At 62.3% G+C, this 17414-nt stretch carries 13 protein-coding genes; 7 read left to right on the top strand and 6 right to left on the bottom strand.

Features of this window, described 5'->3' with window-relative positions:
* Positions 1 to 11: 11 nt before the first annotated feature.
* Together V1471_RS05960 and V1471_RS05965 are read right to left on the bottom strand one after the other, a co-directional pair.
* Positions 12 to 1979, bottom strand: a complete 1968-nt coding sequence (locus tag V1471_RS05960; protein WP_434287436.1) for a cation:proton antiporter — start codon at positions 1977 to 1979, stop codon at positions 12 to 14.
* A 33-nt stretch (positions 1980 to 2012) separates the two neighbouring features.
* On the bottom strand, positions 2013 to 3185 hold the full coding sequence (locus V1471_RS05965) for a deoxyguanosinetriphosphate triphosphohydrolase (protein WP_434287437.1): 1173 nt from the start codon (positions 3183 to 3185) through the stop codon (positions 2013 to 2015).
* Between the two features lie 158 nt (positions 3186 to 3343).
* Here V1471_RS05965 and V1471_RS05970 point away from each other — a divergent pair, with 158 nt between their 5' ends.
* The 5 genes from V1471_RS05970 to xth all read left to right on the top strand — a co-directional run bounded on the left by V1471_RS05970 (position 3344) and on the right by xth (position 7075).
* Entirely contained in the window at positions 3344 to 3676 is a 333-nt protein-coding gene (locus tag V1471_RS05970; protein WP_434287438.1) for a HesB/IscA family protein, read from the top strand.
* A gap of 245 nt (positions 3677 to 3921) precedes the next feature.
* Positions 3922 to 4281, top strand: a complete 360-nt coding sequence (locus V1471_RS05975) for a hypothetical protein (RefSeq protein ID WP_434287439.1) — start codon at positions 3922 to 3924, stop codon at positions 4279 to 4281.
* Between the two features lie 297 nt (positions 4282 to 4578).
* Positions 4579 to 4926, top strand: a complete 348-nt coding sequence (locus V1471_RS05980) for a hypothetical protein (protein ID WP_434287440.1) — start codon at positions 4579 to 4581, stop codon at positions 4924 to 4926.
* Between the two features lie 88 nt (positions 4927 to 5014).
* Complete coding sequence (locus V1471_RS05985; protein ID WP_434287441.1) at positions 5015 to 6211, top strand: NAD(P)/FAD-dependent oxidoreductase; 1197 nt, start codon at positions 5015 to 5017, stop codon at positions 6209 to 6211.
* A gap of 33 nt (positions 6212 to 6244) precedes the next feature.
* On the top strand, positions 6245 to 7075 hold the full coding sequence (gene xth, locus V1471_RS05990) for an exodeoxyribonuclease III (RefSeq protein WP_434287443.1): 831 nt from the start codon (positions 6245 to 6247) through the stop codon (positions 7073 to 7075).
* 80 nt (positions 7076 to 7155) lie between these two features.
* Here the strand turns inward: xth and der are convergent, their stop codons facing one another.
* The 4 genes from der to V1471_RS06010 all read right to left on the bottom strand — a co-directional run bounded on the left by der (position 7156) and on the right by V1471_RS06010 (position 12084).
* Complete coding sequence (gene der, locus V1471_RS05995) at positions 7156 to 8673, bottom strand: ribosome biogenesis GTPase Der (protein ID WP_434287444.1); 1518 nt, start codon at positions 8671 to 8673, stop codon at positions 7156 to 7158.
* Between the two features lie 86 nt (positions 8674 to 8759).
* Positions 8760 to 9962, bottom strand: a complete 1203-nt coding sequence (locus tag V1471_RS06000) for a glycosyltransferase family 61 protein (protein ID WP_434287445.1) — start codon at positions 9960 to 9962, stop codon at positions 8760 to 8762.
* Positions 9963 to 9999: 37 nt separating this feature from the next.
* Positions 10000 to 11376 (bottom strand): PQQ-binding-like beta-propeller repeat protein, encoded by a 1377-nt coding sequence (locus V1471_RS06005; RefSeq protein WP_434287446.1) that lies wholly within the window; start codon positions 11374 to 11376, stop codon positions 10000 to 10002.
* A gap of 60 nt (positions 11377 to 11436) precedes the next feature.
* Positions 11437 to 12084, bottom strand: coding sequence for a hypothetical protein (locus tag V1471_RS06010; protein ID WP_434287447.1), 648 nt, complete (start codon positions 12082 to 12084; stop codon positions 11437 to 11439).
* A gap of 395 nt (positions 12085 to 12479) precedes the next feature.
* On the opposite strand from V1471_RS06010, the gene V1471_RS06015 reads away from it, so the two are divergent.
* Both V1471_RS06015 and V1471_RS06020 read left to right on the top strand, forming a co-directional pair.
* On the top strand, positions 12480 to 13619 hold the full coding sequence (locus tag V1471_RS06015; RefSeq protein ID WP_434287448.1) for an efflux RND transporter periplasmic adaptor subunit: 1140 nt from the start codon (positions 12480 to 12482) through the stop codon (positions 13617 to 13619).
* A complete protein-coding gene (locus tag V1471_RS06020; protein ID WP_434287449.1) occupies positions 13616 to 17269 on the top strand; it encodes an efflux RND transporter permease subunit in 3654 nt (1217 codons plus the stop codon). The genes V1471_RS06015 and V1471_RS06020 overlap by 4 nt, the downstream gene beginning before the upstream one ends.
* The last annotated feature ends 145 nt before the right edge of the window (positions 17270 to 17414 follow it).

The following is a 17414-nucleotide window of genomic DNA, read 5'->3' on the forward strand; positions in this document are numbered from 1 at the left end:
TGTGGCCAAGGTCAACGGGCTTGACCGTCGACACTCTTCTCAGGGGTCTTCTCTGGGGCCTGCTCCGGCGGAACAAGCGCCACAAGCTTGACCCCGGCGCTCATCCGCCCGCGCGCCGCATTGACCCGCAGATCGGTGCGCCGCCGCTTCAAGGCCTCCCGCGCCGTCTCGCGTTGGTCTTCCGGCAGAGCCTCGATCGCCGCCTCCGCCCGGCGCGGGAACAGCAGCTCGGCATCTTCCTGCAAGAACCGCTTGAACACCCCGCCCGAGATCATCCGCCCCAGTAAAAGCGCGTGCGGACGATCCTCTTTCCATTGATCGAAACCGTAATCCTCGGTCAGCTGCGTGCCCGTGATCCGCCAGCCCTGTTTCATCAGCTCCTCAAGCTCGCCAAAGGTCTTGCCCGCGCCAAAAGGCCGCCCGCCCAGTTGCGAGGGCAGCGAATGACGCGCCCGTTCGCCTTTTTCGCGGGCGATCTGCCAGACCTGATCGCGACCGAATTCGGACCCGAAATCGGTGGCCACCAGCGTGTTATAGGCGTCATTTTCGGTGGCGGCGATCAGCGTCTCAAACGACAGGATCTCCAGACTGTCCTCCGCCGCCTCGCCCAGAATATCGCCGTAGAACACCGGCAACCCCGCCGTGCGCGGTCGCAACAGCCGTGCGTGGTTCGGATCGGCGACCAAAACCGGCACCTCCTCGCGCTTCAAAAGCTCGCCCAACGCGGTGGTGAACCGCGACCCGCCAAGGATCAAAACGCCCGGACGGCCTTTGGACGCAAGTCCCAAAGCGCGCGCCACCGGCCCCAGCGTGAACCCATGCAGCACCACGGTTGCCAGCACCAGAACAAAGGCCAGCGGCCCGATCACAGACCCGTCGCTTACCCCCGCCTGCGCCAGACGTTCGCCAAAAAGCCCCGCCACAGCCACCAAAACCACCCCGCGCGGACCGGTGAGCGCGATCAACAGCTTTTCGTTGCGCGGCAGCCCGGTGCCAATGAGCGAAATCAAAACCGTCAAAGGCCGCGCCACAAGGATCACCAGCGCCACGAACAGCCCCGCGCGCCATGTGAGCTGGCCGAGAGAGGCGAAATCCATCGAGGAGGCCAAAAGGATGAACACACCCGAGACCAAAAGGATCGTGGCATGTTCCTTGAACCGGCGCAGCTCTTCGAAGGAGGGCAGATCGGCATTGGCGATGATCAGCCCCATCACCGTCACGGCCAAAAGACCGCTTTCATGCAGCATCATGTTGGGAAAGGCGAAAGTCGCCAGAAGCGTGGCAAACAGCACCGGCACCTTCATATATTCCGGCACGAACGCCCGCCGAAACGCGTAAGAAATCGCCGCTCCCGCCGCGATGCCCACCGCCATGGCAATCGCAATCCCCACGCCCAGCTGGGTCAAAGCCGCAGGCAGGCTCTCCGCCTCGCGCCCCACCAGCACGAATTCAAACGCCAGAACCGCCGCCAAAGCCCCCACCGGATCGTTGACGATGGCCTCCCATTGCAACAGGTTCGCCGGGCGCTTCTGCAATTTCGCCTGCCGCAGCAAAGGCGCGATCACCGTTGGCCCGGTCACCACCATGATGCCGCCGAACACCGCCGAGGCCTCCCAGCCAAGCCCCGCGCCCCAATGCAGCGCCGCCGAAGACAGGAACCATCCCAACGGCGCGCCGATCACCACCAGCCGCATCACGCCTTTTCGCGCATCGCCCAGCTTATGCAGATCGAGCGTCAACCCGCCTTCGAACAGGATCACTGCCACGGCAAGAGAGATCAAAGGCTGCACCAGCGTGCCCAGATCGCGCGCCGGATCGAACACGCCCAGCACCGGCCCAACGACCAGCCCCGCAGCCAGCATGAGAACGATCGCGGGCAGCTTCAGCCGCCACGCAAGCCACTGCGCGCCCACCCCCAAAACGCCCACAAGCGCAAAAGCCTCCACCGCGCCCAGTCCCGTTCCTGTTCCCGTCGCCATGCCGCTGTTTCCTTTGTGCCGTAAATACTCAGATCAGGTGCAGAGCCGCTCATATTCCTGAATGGCAAACCGGTCCGTCATCCCGGCAACATAATCCAGAACGAGGCGCGCAAGTTCCGTGTCGCTTTGCACATCGTCAACCTCATGACGCCATTCCGCGGGCAAAAGCTCCGGGTGTTCCATGAAGAGCGGGAACAGCGTGTTGACCATTTCCGTCACCCTCTTGCGTTCTTTCACCACCGAAGGTGCGCGGTACATCCGTTTGAACAAAAAGGATTTAATCACCTTGAGGTTCTGAAAGAACGGCTTCGAAAACCGGATGATCGTCCGATCCATATCGCGGATGTCCTGCGCACATTCCGGCTTGGCGCTTTCCAGCCGGTTGGTCGCAATCGCGATCACATCCTCGACCATATAGCCGAAAATCCGCCGCAATGCCTCGTGATCGCGCCGGTTGCGCTCCAGCCCCGGGTAGAGCCGGTCGACCTCCTCATAGGCCGGGCCCGTGAGCGGCAATTCCATCAGGTCTTCGGCGGTAAAAAGCCCCGCGCGCAAGCCGTCGTGCAGGTCGTGGTGATTGTAGGCCACATCATCGGCAATCGCCGCCACCTGCGCCTCGGCACTGGCAAAGGTGTGCAGCTCCAGATCGAACTGGTCGTTCACCTCCTTGAGCGCATAGGGCAAGGGCGCGTCGTCCGGGTGTTTTTTCTTGTCGGCATTGGGGCCGATGATCGGCCCGTTGTGCTTGGCGATGCCCTCAAGGCTTTCCCAGGTCAGGTTCAGCCCGTCGAAGGTCGCATAATGGCGTTCCAGCTTGGTCACGATCCGAAGCGCCTGAGCGTTGTGATCGAAGCCCCCGTAAGGCGCCATCAGAAGTTCAAGCGCATCCTCCCCAGTATGGCCAAAGGGCGAATGCCCCAGATCATGCGCCAGCGCCACGGCTTCGGCTAGCCCCTCGTTCAGCCCCAAAGCCCCCGCAAGCGTGCGCGCCACCTGCGCCACCTCGATCGAATGGGTCAGGCGCGTGCGGTAATAGTCGCCCTCATGTTCGACGAAGACCTGCGTCTTGTGTTTGAGCCGCCGGAAGGCCGAGGAATGGATGATCCGGTCGCGGTCGCGTTGAAACGGCGAGCGGAAGGTCGAAAGCTCTTCGGGGTAAAGCCGTCCACGCGTTTCAAAAGGCTGGGTCGCATAGGGTTTTAACATCTGCTCTTCCCGGAAGCCATCGCTTCCGTCCTCATGGCTGTCTTGTCGCTGTTCCTTGTGAGGACTATATTGTGCCCAGCACTCCGCGACAAACAGATGACGCGGGAAAATCGCAATAACCGGCTGTTTTTTCAGCCTGAACACCCGGGAATGACAGCATGACCCTCACCTTGCCGCCGAAAGTGACCGATCGCGCCTATGCGCGGCTGGCCGAGATCAACGAAATGACCGGCGAGAGCAAGGCTCTGCGCGTGGCCATCGAGGGGGGCGGCTGTTCCGGCTTTCAATATGACATCACACTCGATGAGCCCGCCTCCGACGACGTGGTGCTCAAGGGAGAAGGCGGCGTCGTGGTGATCGACCCGGTGTCCCTGCCCTTTCTGGAAAACGCCACCATCGACTTTACCGAGGAGCTGATCGGCGCGCGGTTCGTGATCGACAACCCCAATGCCACCGCGTCCTGCGGCTGCGGCGTGTCGTTTTCGATGTAACGCGACCGGGATTTCGAATGTCGTGATCGGGGAGATCTTCGGATCTCCCTTTTTCTTTGGCGTTTCGCCATTCTCTCCCCCTAAGCAATCACGAAACCGCACACGCAAAGTCACGGGAGAGGCGCGTTCTTGTGACATATCAAACCCTTACAATCCGTCCACGTAGAGTACATCTGCCTATCACACAGACGGACCCGAAGTTCTTCCCGTTCCGCCTCTAACGCCTTTCTGGAAAGGATAAGACAATGACCTTCAATTCCGTAAAAACCCTGACCGCCGCCGCTCTTCTCGCTGTCGCCACCTCTGGCACAGCCTTCGCGGCCAACATGGATTACAACTACATCGTCCCTGGTGAGATCCAGAGCCTGACTTCCGTTATCAACCTCGACCTGGTCCGCGCCTCCGAAGCAGGCACCGTGTCGATCTACGACTATTCGAACGGCACACAAGGCGCGCTTCTCGGGACGGCCGAAGTTCATGCCGGCGCCAACGCCAACGTGAAAGTGGAGCTTGCCCCGAACGTGGCTCAAAAAGCGCTCGTGGTCCTGAGCGAACAGGGCGCGCCGGTCGCGACCTCCACGCTGCACAATCTCGACAAGATGTAGGATCGCATCTCACGACAGATAAATAACCGGCATGACCGTCAGAAAAGCCCCGAAAGGGGCTTTTCGCGTCTCTGGCCACACAGCAAACCTGTCGTTTTACGCACATTATTTAAATTTCCGCTGCGCGCGTATGCACAGGACACTGCGCAACAGATCACACACGAAACCGTCACTTTTCACGCGCAATCTTGTGATCTTTCAACCCCTTACTCTCTCCCGCCAAGACCCCATATGAGACGGGACGACGGACAGGCCACGCGCTTCACGCGGGCTGTCTCACAAAAAAGGACCAAAACTATGACCATTCATTCCATGAAAACCATTGCCGCCGCCACGCTTCTGGCCGTTGCCGGTTCCGCAGCTTTTGCCGACTCGAATTACATCAAAGTGGGCGAGGCACAGAACACCAACTCCGGGGTGACGCTTGAACTTGTGCGCGCCGAGGCCAACGGCATGATCTATGCCTATGACATCAAAACCGGTACCGACGGCAAAGTGCTCGGCTCCGCCCCTGTCAAGGCCGGCACCAACACTCATGTACGCGTGAACTTCGACACGCCTGCCATGAGCGATGTCTTGACCGTACTTTATGTCGGCGACACCACCAACCCGGCGGCCAGTGCGCGAGTACAAGAAAACAATTAATCCTTCAGCCACACGATCTTTCAAAAGGCCCCCGTACGGGGCCTTTTCGCTGCTTGCAATCACGCGTCCGTCCTGATCAAACCGGGCCATGGAGCATATCGATACGATCATTCTGGGCGCGGGTGCTGCCGGGCTGTTTTGCGCAGGGTTCGCTGCCGCGAAAGGCGGCTCTGTTCTGGTGGTCGATCATGCCAAACGCCCGGCGGAAAAGGTTCGCATCTCCGGCGGCGGGCGCTGCAATTTCACCAATCTCTATGCCGAGGCTGGGGCCTATCTCTCCGGCAACCCGCATTTCGCCAAGTCCGCTCTGGCGCGCTATACGCAATGGGATTTCATCGACCTTCTGGCCCGCCACGGCATCACATGGCATGAGAAAAATCCCGAAAAAGGCCTTGGTCAGCTGTTTTGCGATGGCAAATCGGCGGCCATCGTCGACATGCTGCTCTCAGAGGCCCGCGCCGCCGTGATCCGTCTGGAGACGACGGTCGAAGAGATCGCCCATAACGGCACAGCCTTTCGTCTGATCCTCTCGGGGCGTCCTGTCACCTGTCGCCATCTCGTCGTGGCCACCGGCGGAAAGTCGATCCCGAAAATGGGCGCGACCGGGCTTGGCTATCAGATCGCCACCCAATTCGGCCTTCCGGTCACAGACACCCGCCCCGGCCTCGTGCCCCTGACCTTCGCGCCGCATGAACTCGACTGGATCGCCCCGCTCGCGGGCACGGCGGTTGAGGCGCGAGTCTCGGCGCAGGGGGCCTCCTTCGATGAGGCGCTTTTGTTCACCCATCGCGGGCTGTCCGGCCCCTCGATCCTGCAAATTTCGAATTATTGGCGCGAGGGCGATGCGATCACCGTCGATCTTTTGCCGGGGCACAACGCGTTTGAGGCTCTGAAAGCCGCCCGCGCCGACAACGGTCGCCGCCAGATGCAAACCGCCCTTGCGACGCTGTTTCCCGCCAAACTCGCGCAGGCGCTTACGGAGAAATTCGCGCTCAGCGGCAACCTCGCCGACCAATCCGACAAGGCCCTGCAAGCCGTCGCGGACCAAATCCATGGGCTGCCCCTCAAACCCACCGGATCGGAGGGCTACCGCACCGCCGAAGTCACACTGGGCGGCGTCGACACCGATGCGCTCTCGTCGAAAACCATGGAAGCCAAAACCGTCCCCGGCCTCTATTTCATCGGCGAGGTGGTGGATGTGACCGGCTGGCTCGGCGGCTATAATTTCCAATGGGCCTGGGCCTCGGCGGCAGCCGCCGGACGGGCCATTGCCGACCAAGGCTAAGCCCCCTACAAAGGGGCAAAAGAGGGAGAAGCCATGAAAATCGCCAGCTTCAACATCAACGGCATCAAGGCGCGCGCAGAGGCGCTCACGAATTGGCTGAAAGAGGCCGAACCGGATGTGGCGATCTTGCAGGAGATCAAATCCGTCGATGAAAACTTCCCGCGCGAGATCTTCGAAGACCTAGGGTATAATGTTGAAACCCATGGACAAAAGTCGTTCAACGGCGTGGCTTTGCTCTCCAAACTGCCGCTTGAAGACGTCACGCGCGGCCTGCCGGGCGCAGAGGGCGCGGGGCGCGATGGCGGCGACGACGAGGAAGCGCGCTATATCGAAGCGACAGTTGTGGGCGAGACACAGGCGCTCCGCATCTGCGGGCTCTATCTGCCGAATGGCAACCCGGTCGATCTCGATGCCGATGGCACTCCCGTGCCCGGTTCGAAATACGACTACAAGCTCAAATGGTTCGACCGGCTGACCGCCCGCGCTGAAGCGCTTTTGACCGAAGAACAGCCCTTCCTGATGGCGGGCGACTACAACCTGATCCCCCAGCCCGAGGACGCGAAACGCCCCGAGATTTGGAAAGACGACGCGCTGTTTCGCCTCGAAAGCCGCGCCAAATTCCGCCGCCTCACCGCGCTTGGCCTCACCGACGCGCTGCGCGTCCGCAACGCCGCGCCGGAGACCTATACGTTCTGGGATTACCAAGCGGGCGCGTTTCAAAAGAACGACGGCATCCGGATCGACCATTTCCTCTTGTCGCCGCAGGCCGCAGACCTTTTGACCGACTGCCAGATCGACGCCTTCACCCGCGCCAAGGACAAACCCTCGGACCACGTCCCGATTTGGGTCGATCTCGACCTCTGAAACGCAAGAAGGGAGGCACAACGCCCCCCTTCTTTTGTTTCTAAATATCCTCGCCGAAGGCAAGCGCGCCAGCGCTTTTCTTACTTCTTCGGCGGCCGCTGTTTCTTGACCTTCGGCGCATCCGCCCGGTCTTTGCCCAGGTGTTTACGCAACCGCGAGGGCGTCGATTTCGTTTTGTTTTTATACGGGTTCTTATCCGCCTGAGAGCGGAAGAACAGCCGGATCGGCGTCCCCGGCATGTCGAAATCTTCGCGCAAGCCGTTGACCAGATAGCGTTTGTAGCTGTCGTTCAACTCGTCGGGGTGCGAACACATCACCACGAATTGCGGCGGGCGGGCCTTCACCTGCGTCATGTAGCGCAGCTTGATCCGGCGACCGCCCGGGGCGGGCGGCGGGTGCGCCTCGGTCATCGCGCCCAGCCAGTTGTTCAGACGCGAGGTCGACACGCGGCGGTTCCAGATCGCGTGGGCATGCAGGATCGCTTCCTGCAACTTGTCCAAATTCTTGCCGGTCACCGCCGAAACGGTCACAAGCTGTGCACCCCGGAGCTGCGGCAGAAGCCGCGCGAACTCTTCGCGCAACTCTTTGGCTTTGTTCGACTTATCGGTTTCCGTATCCCATTTGTTGACCGCCACGACCACGGCGCGACCTTCGCGTTCGGCCAGATCGGCAATCCGCAAATCCTGTTGCTCGAACGGGATCGACACATCGAGCAGCACAACGACGACCTCGGCGAATTTCACCGCGCGCAGACCATCGGCGACGGAGAGCTTTTCGAGCTTTTCCTGCACCTTGGCCTTTTTGCGCATCCCCGCCGTGTCGAACACGCGCACCGGCACACCGTTCCAGTCCATGGTCACGGAGATCGAGTCCCGCGTGATCCCGGCCTCGGGACCGGTGAGCAGGCGATCTTCGCCCAAAAGCTTGTTGATCAACGTGGATTTGCCCGCATTCGGGCGGCCCACAACGGCGATCTGCAACGGCTTGTCGAAGGTGAATTCGCGGGACTCGCCGCCAATGTCCTCGCCCTCGCCCAGCTCCTGCTCTTCCTCGGTCAGCTCAACATCGACCTCAGGCGCTTCCGCGGCCGCGCGTTCGTCGAACCCTTCGGCCAGCGGCTGCAACACGGCGTAAAGATCGGGCATGCCCTCGCCATGTTCGGCAGACAGCCGCAGCGGCTCGCCGAGACCCAGAGAGAAAGCCTCCAGCAAACCGGATTCGCCCGCCTGCCCCTCGGCCTTGTTGGCCGCCAAAATCACATGTTTCGCACGTTTGCGCAGGATGTCGGCAAAGACCTCATCGGCGGGCAAAACGCCCGCGCGGGCGTCGATCATGAACAGACAGATGTCGGCCATATCGACGGCGCGCTCGGTCAGCTTGCGCATCCGGCCCTGAAGGCTCTCGTCGGTGGCCTCTTCAAGACCCGCCGTGTCGATCACGGTAAAGCGTAGATCGCCCAGCTTGGCTTCGCCCTCGCGCAGATCGCGCGTGACGCCGGGCTGGTCGTCCACAAGCGCCAGCCTCCGGCCAACCAGACGGTTGAACAGGGTCGATTTTCCCACGTTCGGGCGGCCGACGATGGCAAGTGAAAAAGACATGAAACGCTCCGGAGTTGACCCTGCGGGGTATACCTTTTTGCACCCCGCTGTCCAGAGGAAACTCTGCGGCATGCCCCACTACCGGATCAACCCACCGCGCGTTCAGTCTCCGGGATCAGGGAAATACGATCAGAATGCAAGCGCAGCGGCATATCTTCCAGCGAGGTTGCGGAGCTGCGCACCTCATACATGTCGCGCTCCAGCCAGTGGCCGATGGTGCGCACCCTCTCCTCGAGGTCCGCTCTGGGCGTGTCCCGCCAGGCCTCAGGTCGCGAGATTGCGCCCAGCTCATGAAGCGCACGGCCCGTCTCGGCAAAGGACAACGTGCCGAACATCGACAGCGCCGCCCGTCGCGTACCCGCCGGGGACCAAGCCGTCTCATGCCCTGCCACGACCCCGACCCGGGTCACGCCGAAGGCTTCGAGCTGGCGGGCCTGCAAGGTTGCCTCCGCTGCCGGGCGACGCTGGATGATCGCGACGGTCTTGTCCGACGACCAACCCACGAGAGCGAGCGCGTGAAAGGCCGACCCGTCGAGACCGACGATCACCTCCGCAGCCTTGTATTGCGCGATCTGATCCCGAAAGCTGTGGTCCTGCGGGTGATAGATCTCAAACCCCTCGTCTTTCAGCAGCGCTTCGAGCTTGTCCTCCTCGATCAGCGAGCCATGGGTCGAGTCGAGGGCGCTGCGGGAGATGTAGATCTTCTTCGCCCCTTTGGCGGGCACATCGACGGCAAAATGCCCGACGATCATGTCGCGATATTCCGGTGCGCCCAACATCAGTTCCAGCGCACCGCAGCCCTGTTGCGGCACCGTCAGGCGCAGCAGGCGCACGGGCTTGTCAGGCCAGATCATCGGCGGCAGCTTCAGCCCACAAAGCTCCGCGAAGCTGCGAAGCTGACGTTCCACCGTGTCCGGTGCCAGCTTGCGCGGTTTGAGCATCAGCGCCGCAGTATAGGCTGTGCCATTCTCACGCAGGTGCCAGAGCCGCGCCGTGCTCTCGAGCAGGAAGTGCCCGAACCCCGAGGGGTAATGGCCAAGATAGAGGAAATCGCCCTCAAGCGTCGGGACCTCTTCGGGCAGAGGATAGTCCTCGGGGATAACATTCGCCCGGTCCCGCGGATAATGCCAGCCAGTGGCATAGGGGTGTTCGGTGCCATCGGCAGACTGAATACCGCCCCAGTATCGCCAGGTCGCCTTACGCCGCCGGTTCGGCAGAAACAGCGCATTTTCCAGCACGACGACCCGATCCCTGATCGAGCGGTCCGGTGGAAGATCGAGCTGTTTCATACCGTTACATCACCTGCACTCATGGCCCCGTAACGCCTCAGCGCAGCGCCGCGAGCGAGCCGTCTTCGAGCAGGAGATACATTGTGCCATTCACCACAATCGGATCGGACGCCGCGCCCTTCGGCAGCGCCACGGTCGCAACCAGCGCACCAGAGGCCGGATCGAAACCACGCAGCACCGCATCGTCCGAGGCCACCCACATCTTGCCACCCGCGGCCACCGGGCCGTAATGGGCGAAGACCGACTTGCGTTTGCGCACCTTGTCGGTGGTGTAATAGGGCAGTTGAACGCCCCAGATCCGCTCACCATTCGAGGCAGACAGGCGCACAAGCTCGTTGCGGTCGGTGACGATGAACACGGAACCGCCGACCACGGAGGCCGGGCTGTAGGCACCCTCATCCGCAGTCCAGATGCGCTCGCCCATCTCCATGGAGAAAGCGGCATAGCGTCCGGCCTGGTTGCCGACATAGAACCGGTCACCGACGATCACAGGGTCCGAGGTAATATCGGAGACGTTGGCATAGACGACCCCCTTGCGCTGACCGGCCAGAGAGGCCGACCAGTAGCGCATGCCGCCCTGACGGAACACGCCGTAGATGTCGCCCGAGGAGAACGGCAACACGGCGAATTTGTCGCCGATGGCCGGAGAGGTCGCGCCCGCGCGCGAGGTGATGGATTCGGGGCCGCTGAGGGTCCATTTGACCCGACCGTCGCTGGTTTGCACCGCCCAGACCTGACCGTCGCCCGCGACCACATAGGCCAGACCGTCATGGACCGACAGGCCCGCAGCGCCCACGGCCTCAAGCCGCTGACGCCAGCGCTCGCCGCCGGTCGCAAGATCGAGCGCGACAAGATCGCCATACCCTGTGGTGGCGTAAAGCGTGCCGCCGGAGATCGCCAGAGCGCCGCCAAAGACCTTGCCGCTCTTCTCGCCCGCAGGCGTCAGATCGACGGACCAGACCGCTGCACCGCTGCTGGCGGACACCGCCGTCACACGCGCCGTCGAATCCATCGCCACGATCACACCGGATGCCGCGACCGGATCGACGGTCAGCCGCGCTTTGCGAGTCTTGCCCTGACCGATGTCCGCCGTCCACATCAGGTTCGGCGTGCCGGACGTAAAGGCGTTATGGCCAGAGGCGTGCAGACGCCCTGCCCCGGTCATCGTCCAGGCGTCGCGGGAAACCTGCGCGCCGAGCGAAATCGGTGCCGTGCGGTTCACGACAGGTCCAGAGTCGGCCTGCGACAGAACCGAACCGTCCCGCGGATCGAGCCGAACCCCCTGAAGGACCTGTTCCTTCCCGGCACCACAGGCCGTCAAGGCCAGCATCGCCATGAAAAGCCCGACCTTACCAACCGGAGCCTTGCCAACCGAAGCTTTGCCGGTCCCGGCCTTGCATGTCTGACCGATCATCCCTGCACTCCCTGCTTTAACCCTACGCATCCCGCACCCGGCCCTTGCCTGTGACAGCCCTTACTCGGCGGGATCCGCCCCAAGGGCCACCATCATCTGAGCCGCGCGCCGACGCAAGGCATTACTTGCATCCACATCCTGCGAGATCGCGCGATAACCGTCGATCGCCGCCTGTGTGTCGCCCATTTCCGCCTGTGCCGCAGCGATCTGTTCCTCGGCAAGCAACCGATAGGGCGCGCCGGGGCTGGCGATGCCTGCCAACTGGCTGATGCGGTCTTCGGGAGAGATTTCCCCCGCGCCGATCATCGCCGTCTTGAGCACGGCGAGATCGCGGTAGACCGGGGCCAGCATGTCATCGGCGGCGAGTGGTGCCAGAAGCGCCAAAGCCCCCTTCACATCGCCCGCCGCATGAAGCTCGCCCGCACGCAACATCGCTACGACCACACGCGCCTCGCCGCCTGTCACATTGGCAAGCTCGGCCGCACGCGCCTCAGGCGTCTCGGCGCCCAGAGCGGCGGCGATCGCATCGCCCGTGGCCTCGGCGGCCGTCCGTGCTTTCGCCTTGGAATATTCCGTCCAGGCCGCACCACCCACCAACGCCAGCACGGCGACGATCCCGATCCAGCCGTATTTCTTCAGAAAGGCGTAGAACTTGTCGCGGCGGACCTCTTCGGTCACCTCGTCGATAAAACTATCGGTATGGCTCACTCTTGCCCCCTGACCGCGCTGTGCGGGATGGTGTTTCGAACGTCTGCCCCCTCTTACCCCGATCTGCAGCGGAATGCCAAGACCTGCGCGACACGCCATGCCCGACACAAGCGCCTACAGGGTCACAGCTTCGAGAGGACCGAGGGGCTCCCTGTGCACCAACGCTCAAGACGCCCGCGACTGACGTGCAGTTCGGCACGGTAGCCGCAAATTTTCTCCTTCTGAGACGTTTTTACGCGTCCTCTTCCCGCATCTTCCTCTTGTGATAAGGTGAAGTCTTGCCCATCTTGGCTGCAATGTTAATCCAATTAACTCTCAGGGCGGCACCCCCACCCTGACGAACAACCGGATATCAGCACAGCCCGCCGCAGCCCCACAAGGACAGCAACAGACACATGCGCATCGTTTCCATACTCATCGCCCTTCTCGTCACCATCGCGCTCTATCTGTTCATCTTCGAGCGCGACCGACTGAACGAAACACCCGCGACTGGCGCGTCCGACGCCGCCGCCCCCCAAGCCGATGTCGCCCCCCCTGCGGAGAAGACCCGCACGGAGGCACATGCGGTCTCTGTCGTGGCCCGGCATTCCTTGGCTGAACCGCTCGACAGCGCCGTGGTGCTGCGCGGCGAAACCGAGGCAGCGCGCGAGGTAACGGTCACGGCCGAAACCGCCGGGCGCGTGGTCAACGAGCCGCTGCGCAAAGGCACACTTGTCGAGACAGGGCAGCTCCTGTGCCAGATCGACCGCGGCACCCGCGACGCCACGCTGGCGCAGGCTCAGGCCGCGCTCGCCGAGGCCGAAGTGGCACTTGGCAATGCCCGCAAACTCGCCGCCGGGGGCTATGCCTCGGAAACCCAGATTCTCTCCGCCGAGGCCGGTGTCGAAAGCGCGCGCGCCGCTCTGGCGCAGGCCAAACGCGACATCGAGAACCTCGAAATCAAGGCCCCCTTCGCGGGATTGCTCGAAAGCGATACGGCCGAGCTTGGCACCTATCTCTCGGCGGGTGCGTCCTGTGCCACGGTCATTCAGCTCGATCCGATGAAACTTGTGGGCTATGCGCCCGAGACCGAGGTCGATGAGATCAAAATCGGGGCGCTCGCGGGCGCGCGGCTGATTTCCGGCGACACTGTCACGGGGCAGGTCACTTACCTCGCCCGCTCCGCCGATGCCGCCACCCGCACCTTCCGCGTCGAGGTCGAAGTGCCGAACCCGGAGTTTGCCATCCGCGACGGCCAGACCGTCGAGCTTGCGATCCGGGCCGAGGGCGAAATGGCGCATCTGGTGGCGCAATCCTCGCTGACGCTGAATGACGACGGGCTGATCGGGCTGCGCCTTGTGGGGCCGGACAATCTTGTGGTTTTCGCCCCGGTCAAGGTGCTGCGCGACACGCGCGAAGGCATCTGGGTCGCGGGCCTGCCGGAAGAGGCGGACATCATCACCGTAGGTCAGGAATTCGTGCGCGAGGGTGTTTTGATCGACCCGCATTATGAAAATGAGACCGAGGCCACCTCCAAGACGGAGACCGAACAATGACCGGTCTCGTCGACTGGGCCGGGCGCCATGCCCGGATGATCCTCGCCTTCGTGGCGCTGACCCTGATCGCAGGGGCCTATGCCTATGTCAGCCTGCCGAAAGAGGGCGAGCCGGACATCGAGATCCCCGGCCTCTACGTCTCGGTTCAATTCCCCGGCATTTCCGCCGAGGATGCCGAAAAGCTGCTGATCAAGCCGATGGAGACGGAGCTGTCGGACCTCGACGGTCTCGACACCATGTCGGCCACGGCGGCGGAGAATTATGCGGGCATCTGGCTCGAGTTCGAATTTGGCTGGGACAAGACCAAGATCATCGCCGATGTGCGCGACCGCATGGGCCGGGTGCAGGCGGATTTCCCGGATGGGGCGGACAATTACACCATTTCGGAGGTGAATTTCTCCGAATTCCCGATCCTGATCGTCAATCTCACCGGCCCGGTGCCGGAGCGCACGCTGGTGCAATATGCCAAGTCGATGCAGGACCGGCTTGAGGGGCTTGAGCCGGTGTTGGAGGCTCAACTCACCGGCCATCGCGACGAGATGCTCGAAGTGGTGATCGACCCGCTTAGGCTCGAAAGCTACAACGTCACAGCGGGCGAACTGATCAGCGTTGTCACCAACAACAACCAGCTCGTGGCGGCGGGCGAGATCGAGACCGATCAGGGCACGTTCTCGATCAAAATCCCGTCGAGCTTCAACGATCAGCGCGATGTCATGGCGCTTCCCGTCAAGGTCAATGGCGACCGGGTGGTGACGCTGGGCGATCTGGCGGACATTCGCCTGACCTTCGAGGACCGGGCGGGCACGGCGCGGTTCAACGGCGAGAGCACCGTCGCGCTTCAGGTGGTCAAGCGCAAAGGCTACCCGGTGATCGACACGGTTGCGCTGGTCAAGGAGGCGGTACAGGCCGAATACGAAAGCTGGCCCGAACCGCTGCAACAGGCGATCACGGTCGGCACCTCGAACGACCAGTCGACGCAGGTCTCGTCGATGGTGAGCCAGCTCGAAGGCTCGGTTCTGACCGCGATTGCGCTTGTGATGATCGTGGTACTTGCGGCGCTTGGCATCCGCTCTTCCCTACTGGTGGGCTTCGCGATCCCGACGTCTTTCCTTCTGTGTTTCATTCTTCTGGGCCTGATGGACATTACGATCTCCAACATCGTCATGTTCGGCCTGATCCTCGCCGTCGGCATGCTGGTCGACGGGGCGATTGTCGTGGTCGAATATGCCGACCGCAAAATGGACGAGGGCGAGGGCCCGATGACCGCCTTTGTCGAGGCCGCCAAGCGGATGTTCTGGCCCATCGTCTCCTCGACCGCCACCACGCTCTGCGCTTTCCTGCCGATGCTGTTCTGGCCCGGTGTGGCGGGCGAATTCATGGGGATGCTGCCGGTCACGATCATTTTCGTGCTCTCCGCCTCGCTGATCGTGGCGCTGATCTACCTGCCGGTCATGGGCGGGGTCACGGGCCGGATCGCGCGGTTTTACAGCCAGATCTCCGATCTGCTGCATGATCATACGGCTCGCGCGCTCCGCCTTGTCCTCGCCGCCCTGTCTCTGGCCATCCTCGGCGCGGGCCTCTTCCTGTTCCTGCGCGAAAGCTTCCTGCTCGCACTGGTGCTGATCTTCCTTGGCGGCTCACTGAGTTCCATCACGCTTGGCGCGCTGCGCATCGAGAAAGCGCCGAAAAAGGTCGAAGCCGGCTACAAGCGCACCCCCTTCGGCCATGTGATCCAATTCATCACGGCGAACCCGATCATGCCGCCCGTCACCATCCTTGCGGTGATCCTCGCGGTCTTCTCGGTGTTCTCCTATTACGGTTCGCACAACAAAGGCGTAGAATTCTTCGCCGCGACCGAGCCGGAACAGGCGATCATCTACGTCAAGGCGCGCGGCAACCTGTCCGTCGCCGAGAAAGATGCTTTGGTGCGCGAAGCCGAAGACATCGTGCTCGCCCAGCCTGGTGTCGACAATGCCTTCGTCTTTGCAGGCGACGGCGGGCTCAATTCCAACACCGGCGGCACCTCCGCGCCGCGCGACACCATCGGGCAAATTCAGGTCGAGCTGATCCCTTGGGATGACCGGCCCACGACCACGGAAGACGGGTTTCTGTTTTTCAAAAACACCCATGTCAGCGCGGAATATGACGGCGATTATGTGCTGGCGCAGCTCGAAGAGAAACTCGCCAAGCTTCCCGGCATCTATACCGAAACGCTGAACCTCTCCATGGGACCGGCCTCCGCGAAACCCGTTCACCTTCGGCTCAAGGCCGACGATTTCGACACGCTGGAAGCCGCGACCGAGATCGTGCGCGCCAAGTTCGACGAGACCCCTGCGCTTGCCGACATCGAAGACACGCGGCCCCTGCCCGGCATCGACTGGCAGATCGACGTCGACGTCGAGAAAGCCGGGCGGTTCGGTGCGGATGTGGCCACGGTCGGCGGGATGATCCAGCTCGTGACCCGCGGCATCCTGCTCGACACCATGCGGGTCGACAGTTCGGACGAGGAAATCGAGATTCGCGTGCGCCTGCCCGAAGAGTTCCGCGTGCTCTCGACGCTGGACAGTTTGAAAGTGCGCACCACGGACGGTCTGGTGCCTTTGTCGAATTTTATCACCCGCGAACCGGTCGCGAAACTCGCCTCCATTTCCCGCGTCGATCAGCAGCGCTATTACGATGTGAAAGCCGCCGTTGACAGCGGCCTGACCCGCGACGATGGCGTCACGATCACACCGACCGAGCGGATCGAAACGCTGACCGCATGGCTTGAGGCGGACAATCCCCTGCCCCAAGGTGTGACGTGGGAATGGACCGGCGACGATGAAGAGCAAAAGGAAACCGGCGCCTTCCTCGGCAAAGCCTTCGGCGCCGCACTGGCGCTGATGTTCATCATCCTCTTGGCGCAGTTCAACAGCTTCTACAACTCGGTTCTGGTGCTTCTGGCCGTTGTCATGTCGACGGCAGGCGTGCTCATCGGCCTGATGGTCATGGACATGACCTTTGGCATGATCATGACCGGCACGGGCGTTGTGGCGCTGGCCGGGATCGTGGTGAACAACAACATCGTTCTCATTGATACCTATCAGGAATATGCCCGCTACATGCCCAAGATCGAGGCCATCATCCGCACCGCAGAGGATCGCATCCGCCCGGTGCTTCTGACCACGATCACCACGATGGCGGGGCTGACGCCGATGATGTTTGCGGTCTCGCTCGACTTCATCGGCGGTGGTTATACGATCAACTCGCCCACCGCACAGTTCTGGACCAACCTCGCCACCGCCGTCGTTTTCGGCCTCGGCATCGCCACGGTCCTGACCTTGGTCTTTACCCCCGCGATGCTGGCCGCGCGCGTGTGGTTCTGGGTCTTCGTGCACCACGCGGCGATGCGCCTGATGACCCGCATAGGCATCCAAAGTGCGGCCGCCGAGGATTATCGCCTGCGCCGAGAAGCCAAGCGCGCGAAGAACCCGGAGTTCGTCTGGACGACAGGAACGGAGAGCTGGGCCGGACCCGGCACATTTGACGCCGAGCGCGCCTCGCAAACCGTTCAGAGGCAACGCCCGGTGGAGCAGCCCACGGCAACGCCCGAAAGCGTGGTGGAAATTGAGCCGGAACATCCGGAGACCGGACGCGGAAAACCGGGGTGAGATCAGAGCGGGGCATTGCTTAGACACAAATCGGGACGTGTCTCTCCCTACGTCTCACCTCTCTCCGCCGGAGCTCAGAATCTGGCGGAAACTTCCCGGCGAAAAATATCCGACAAAATTGCTTTTTCGGACTTGCAGTAAAAAT

Origin of the sequence: Celeribacter sp. SCSIO 80788, from assembly GCF_051054295.1 — a bacterium.
In the GTDB taxonomy this organism is placed as follows: Bacteria; Pseudomonadota; Alphaproteobacteria; order Rhodobacterales; family Rhodobacteraceae; genus Celeribacter.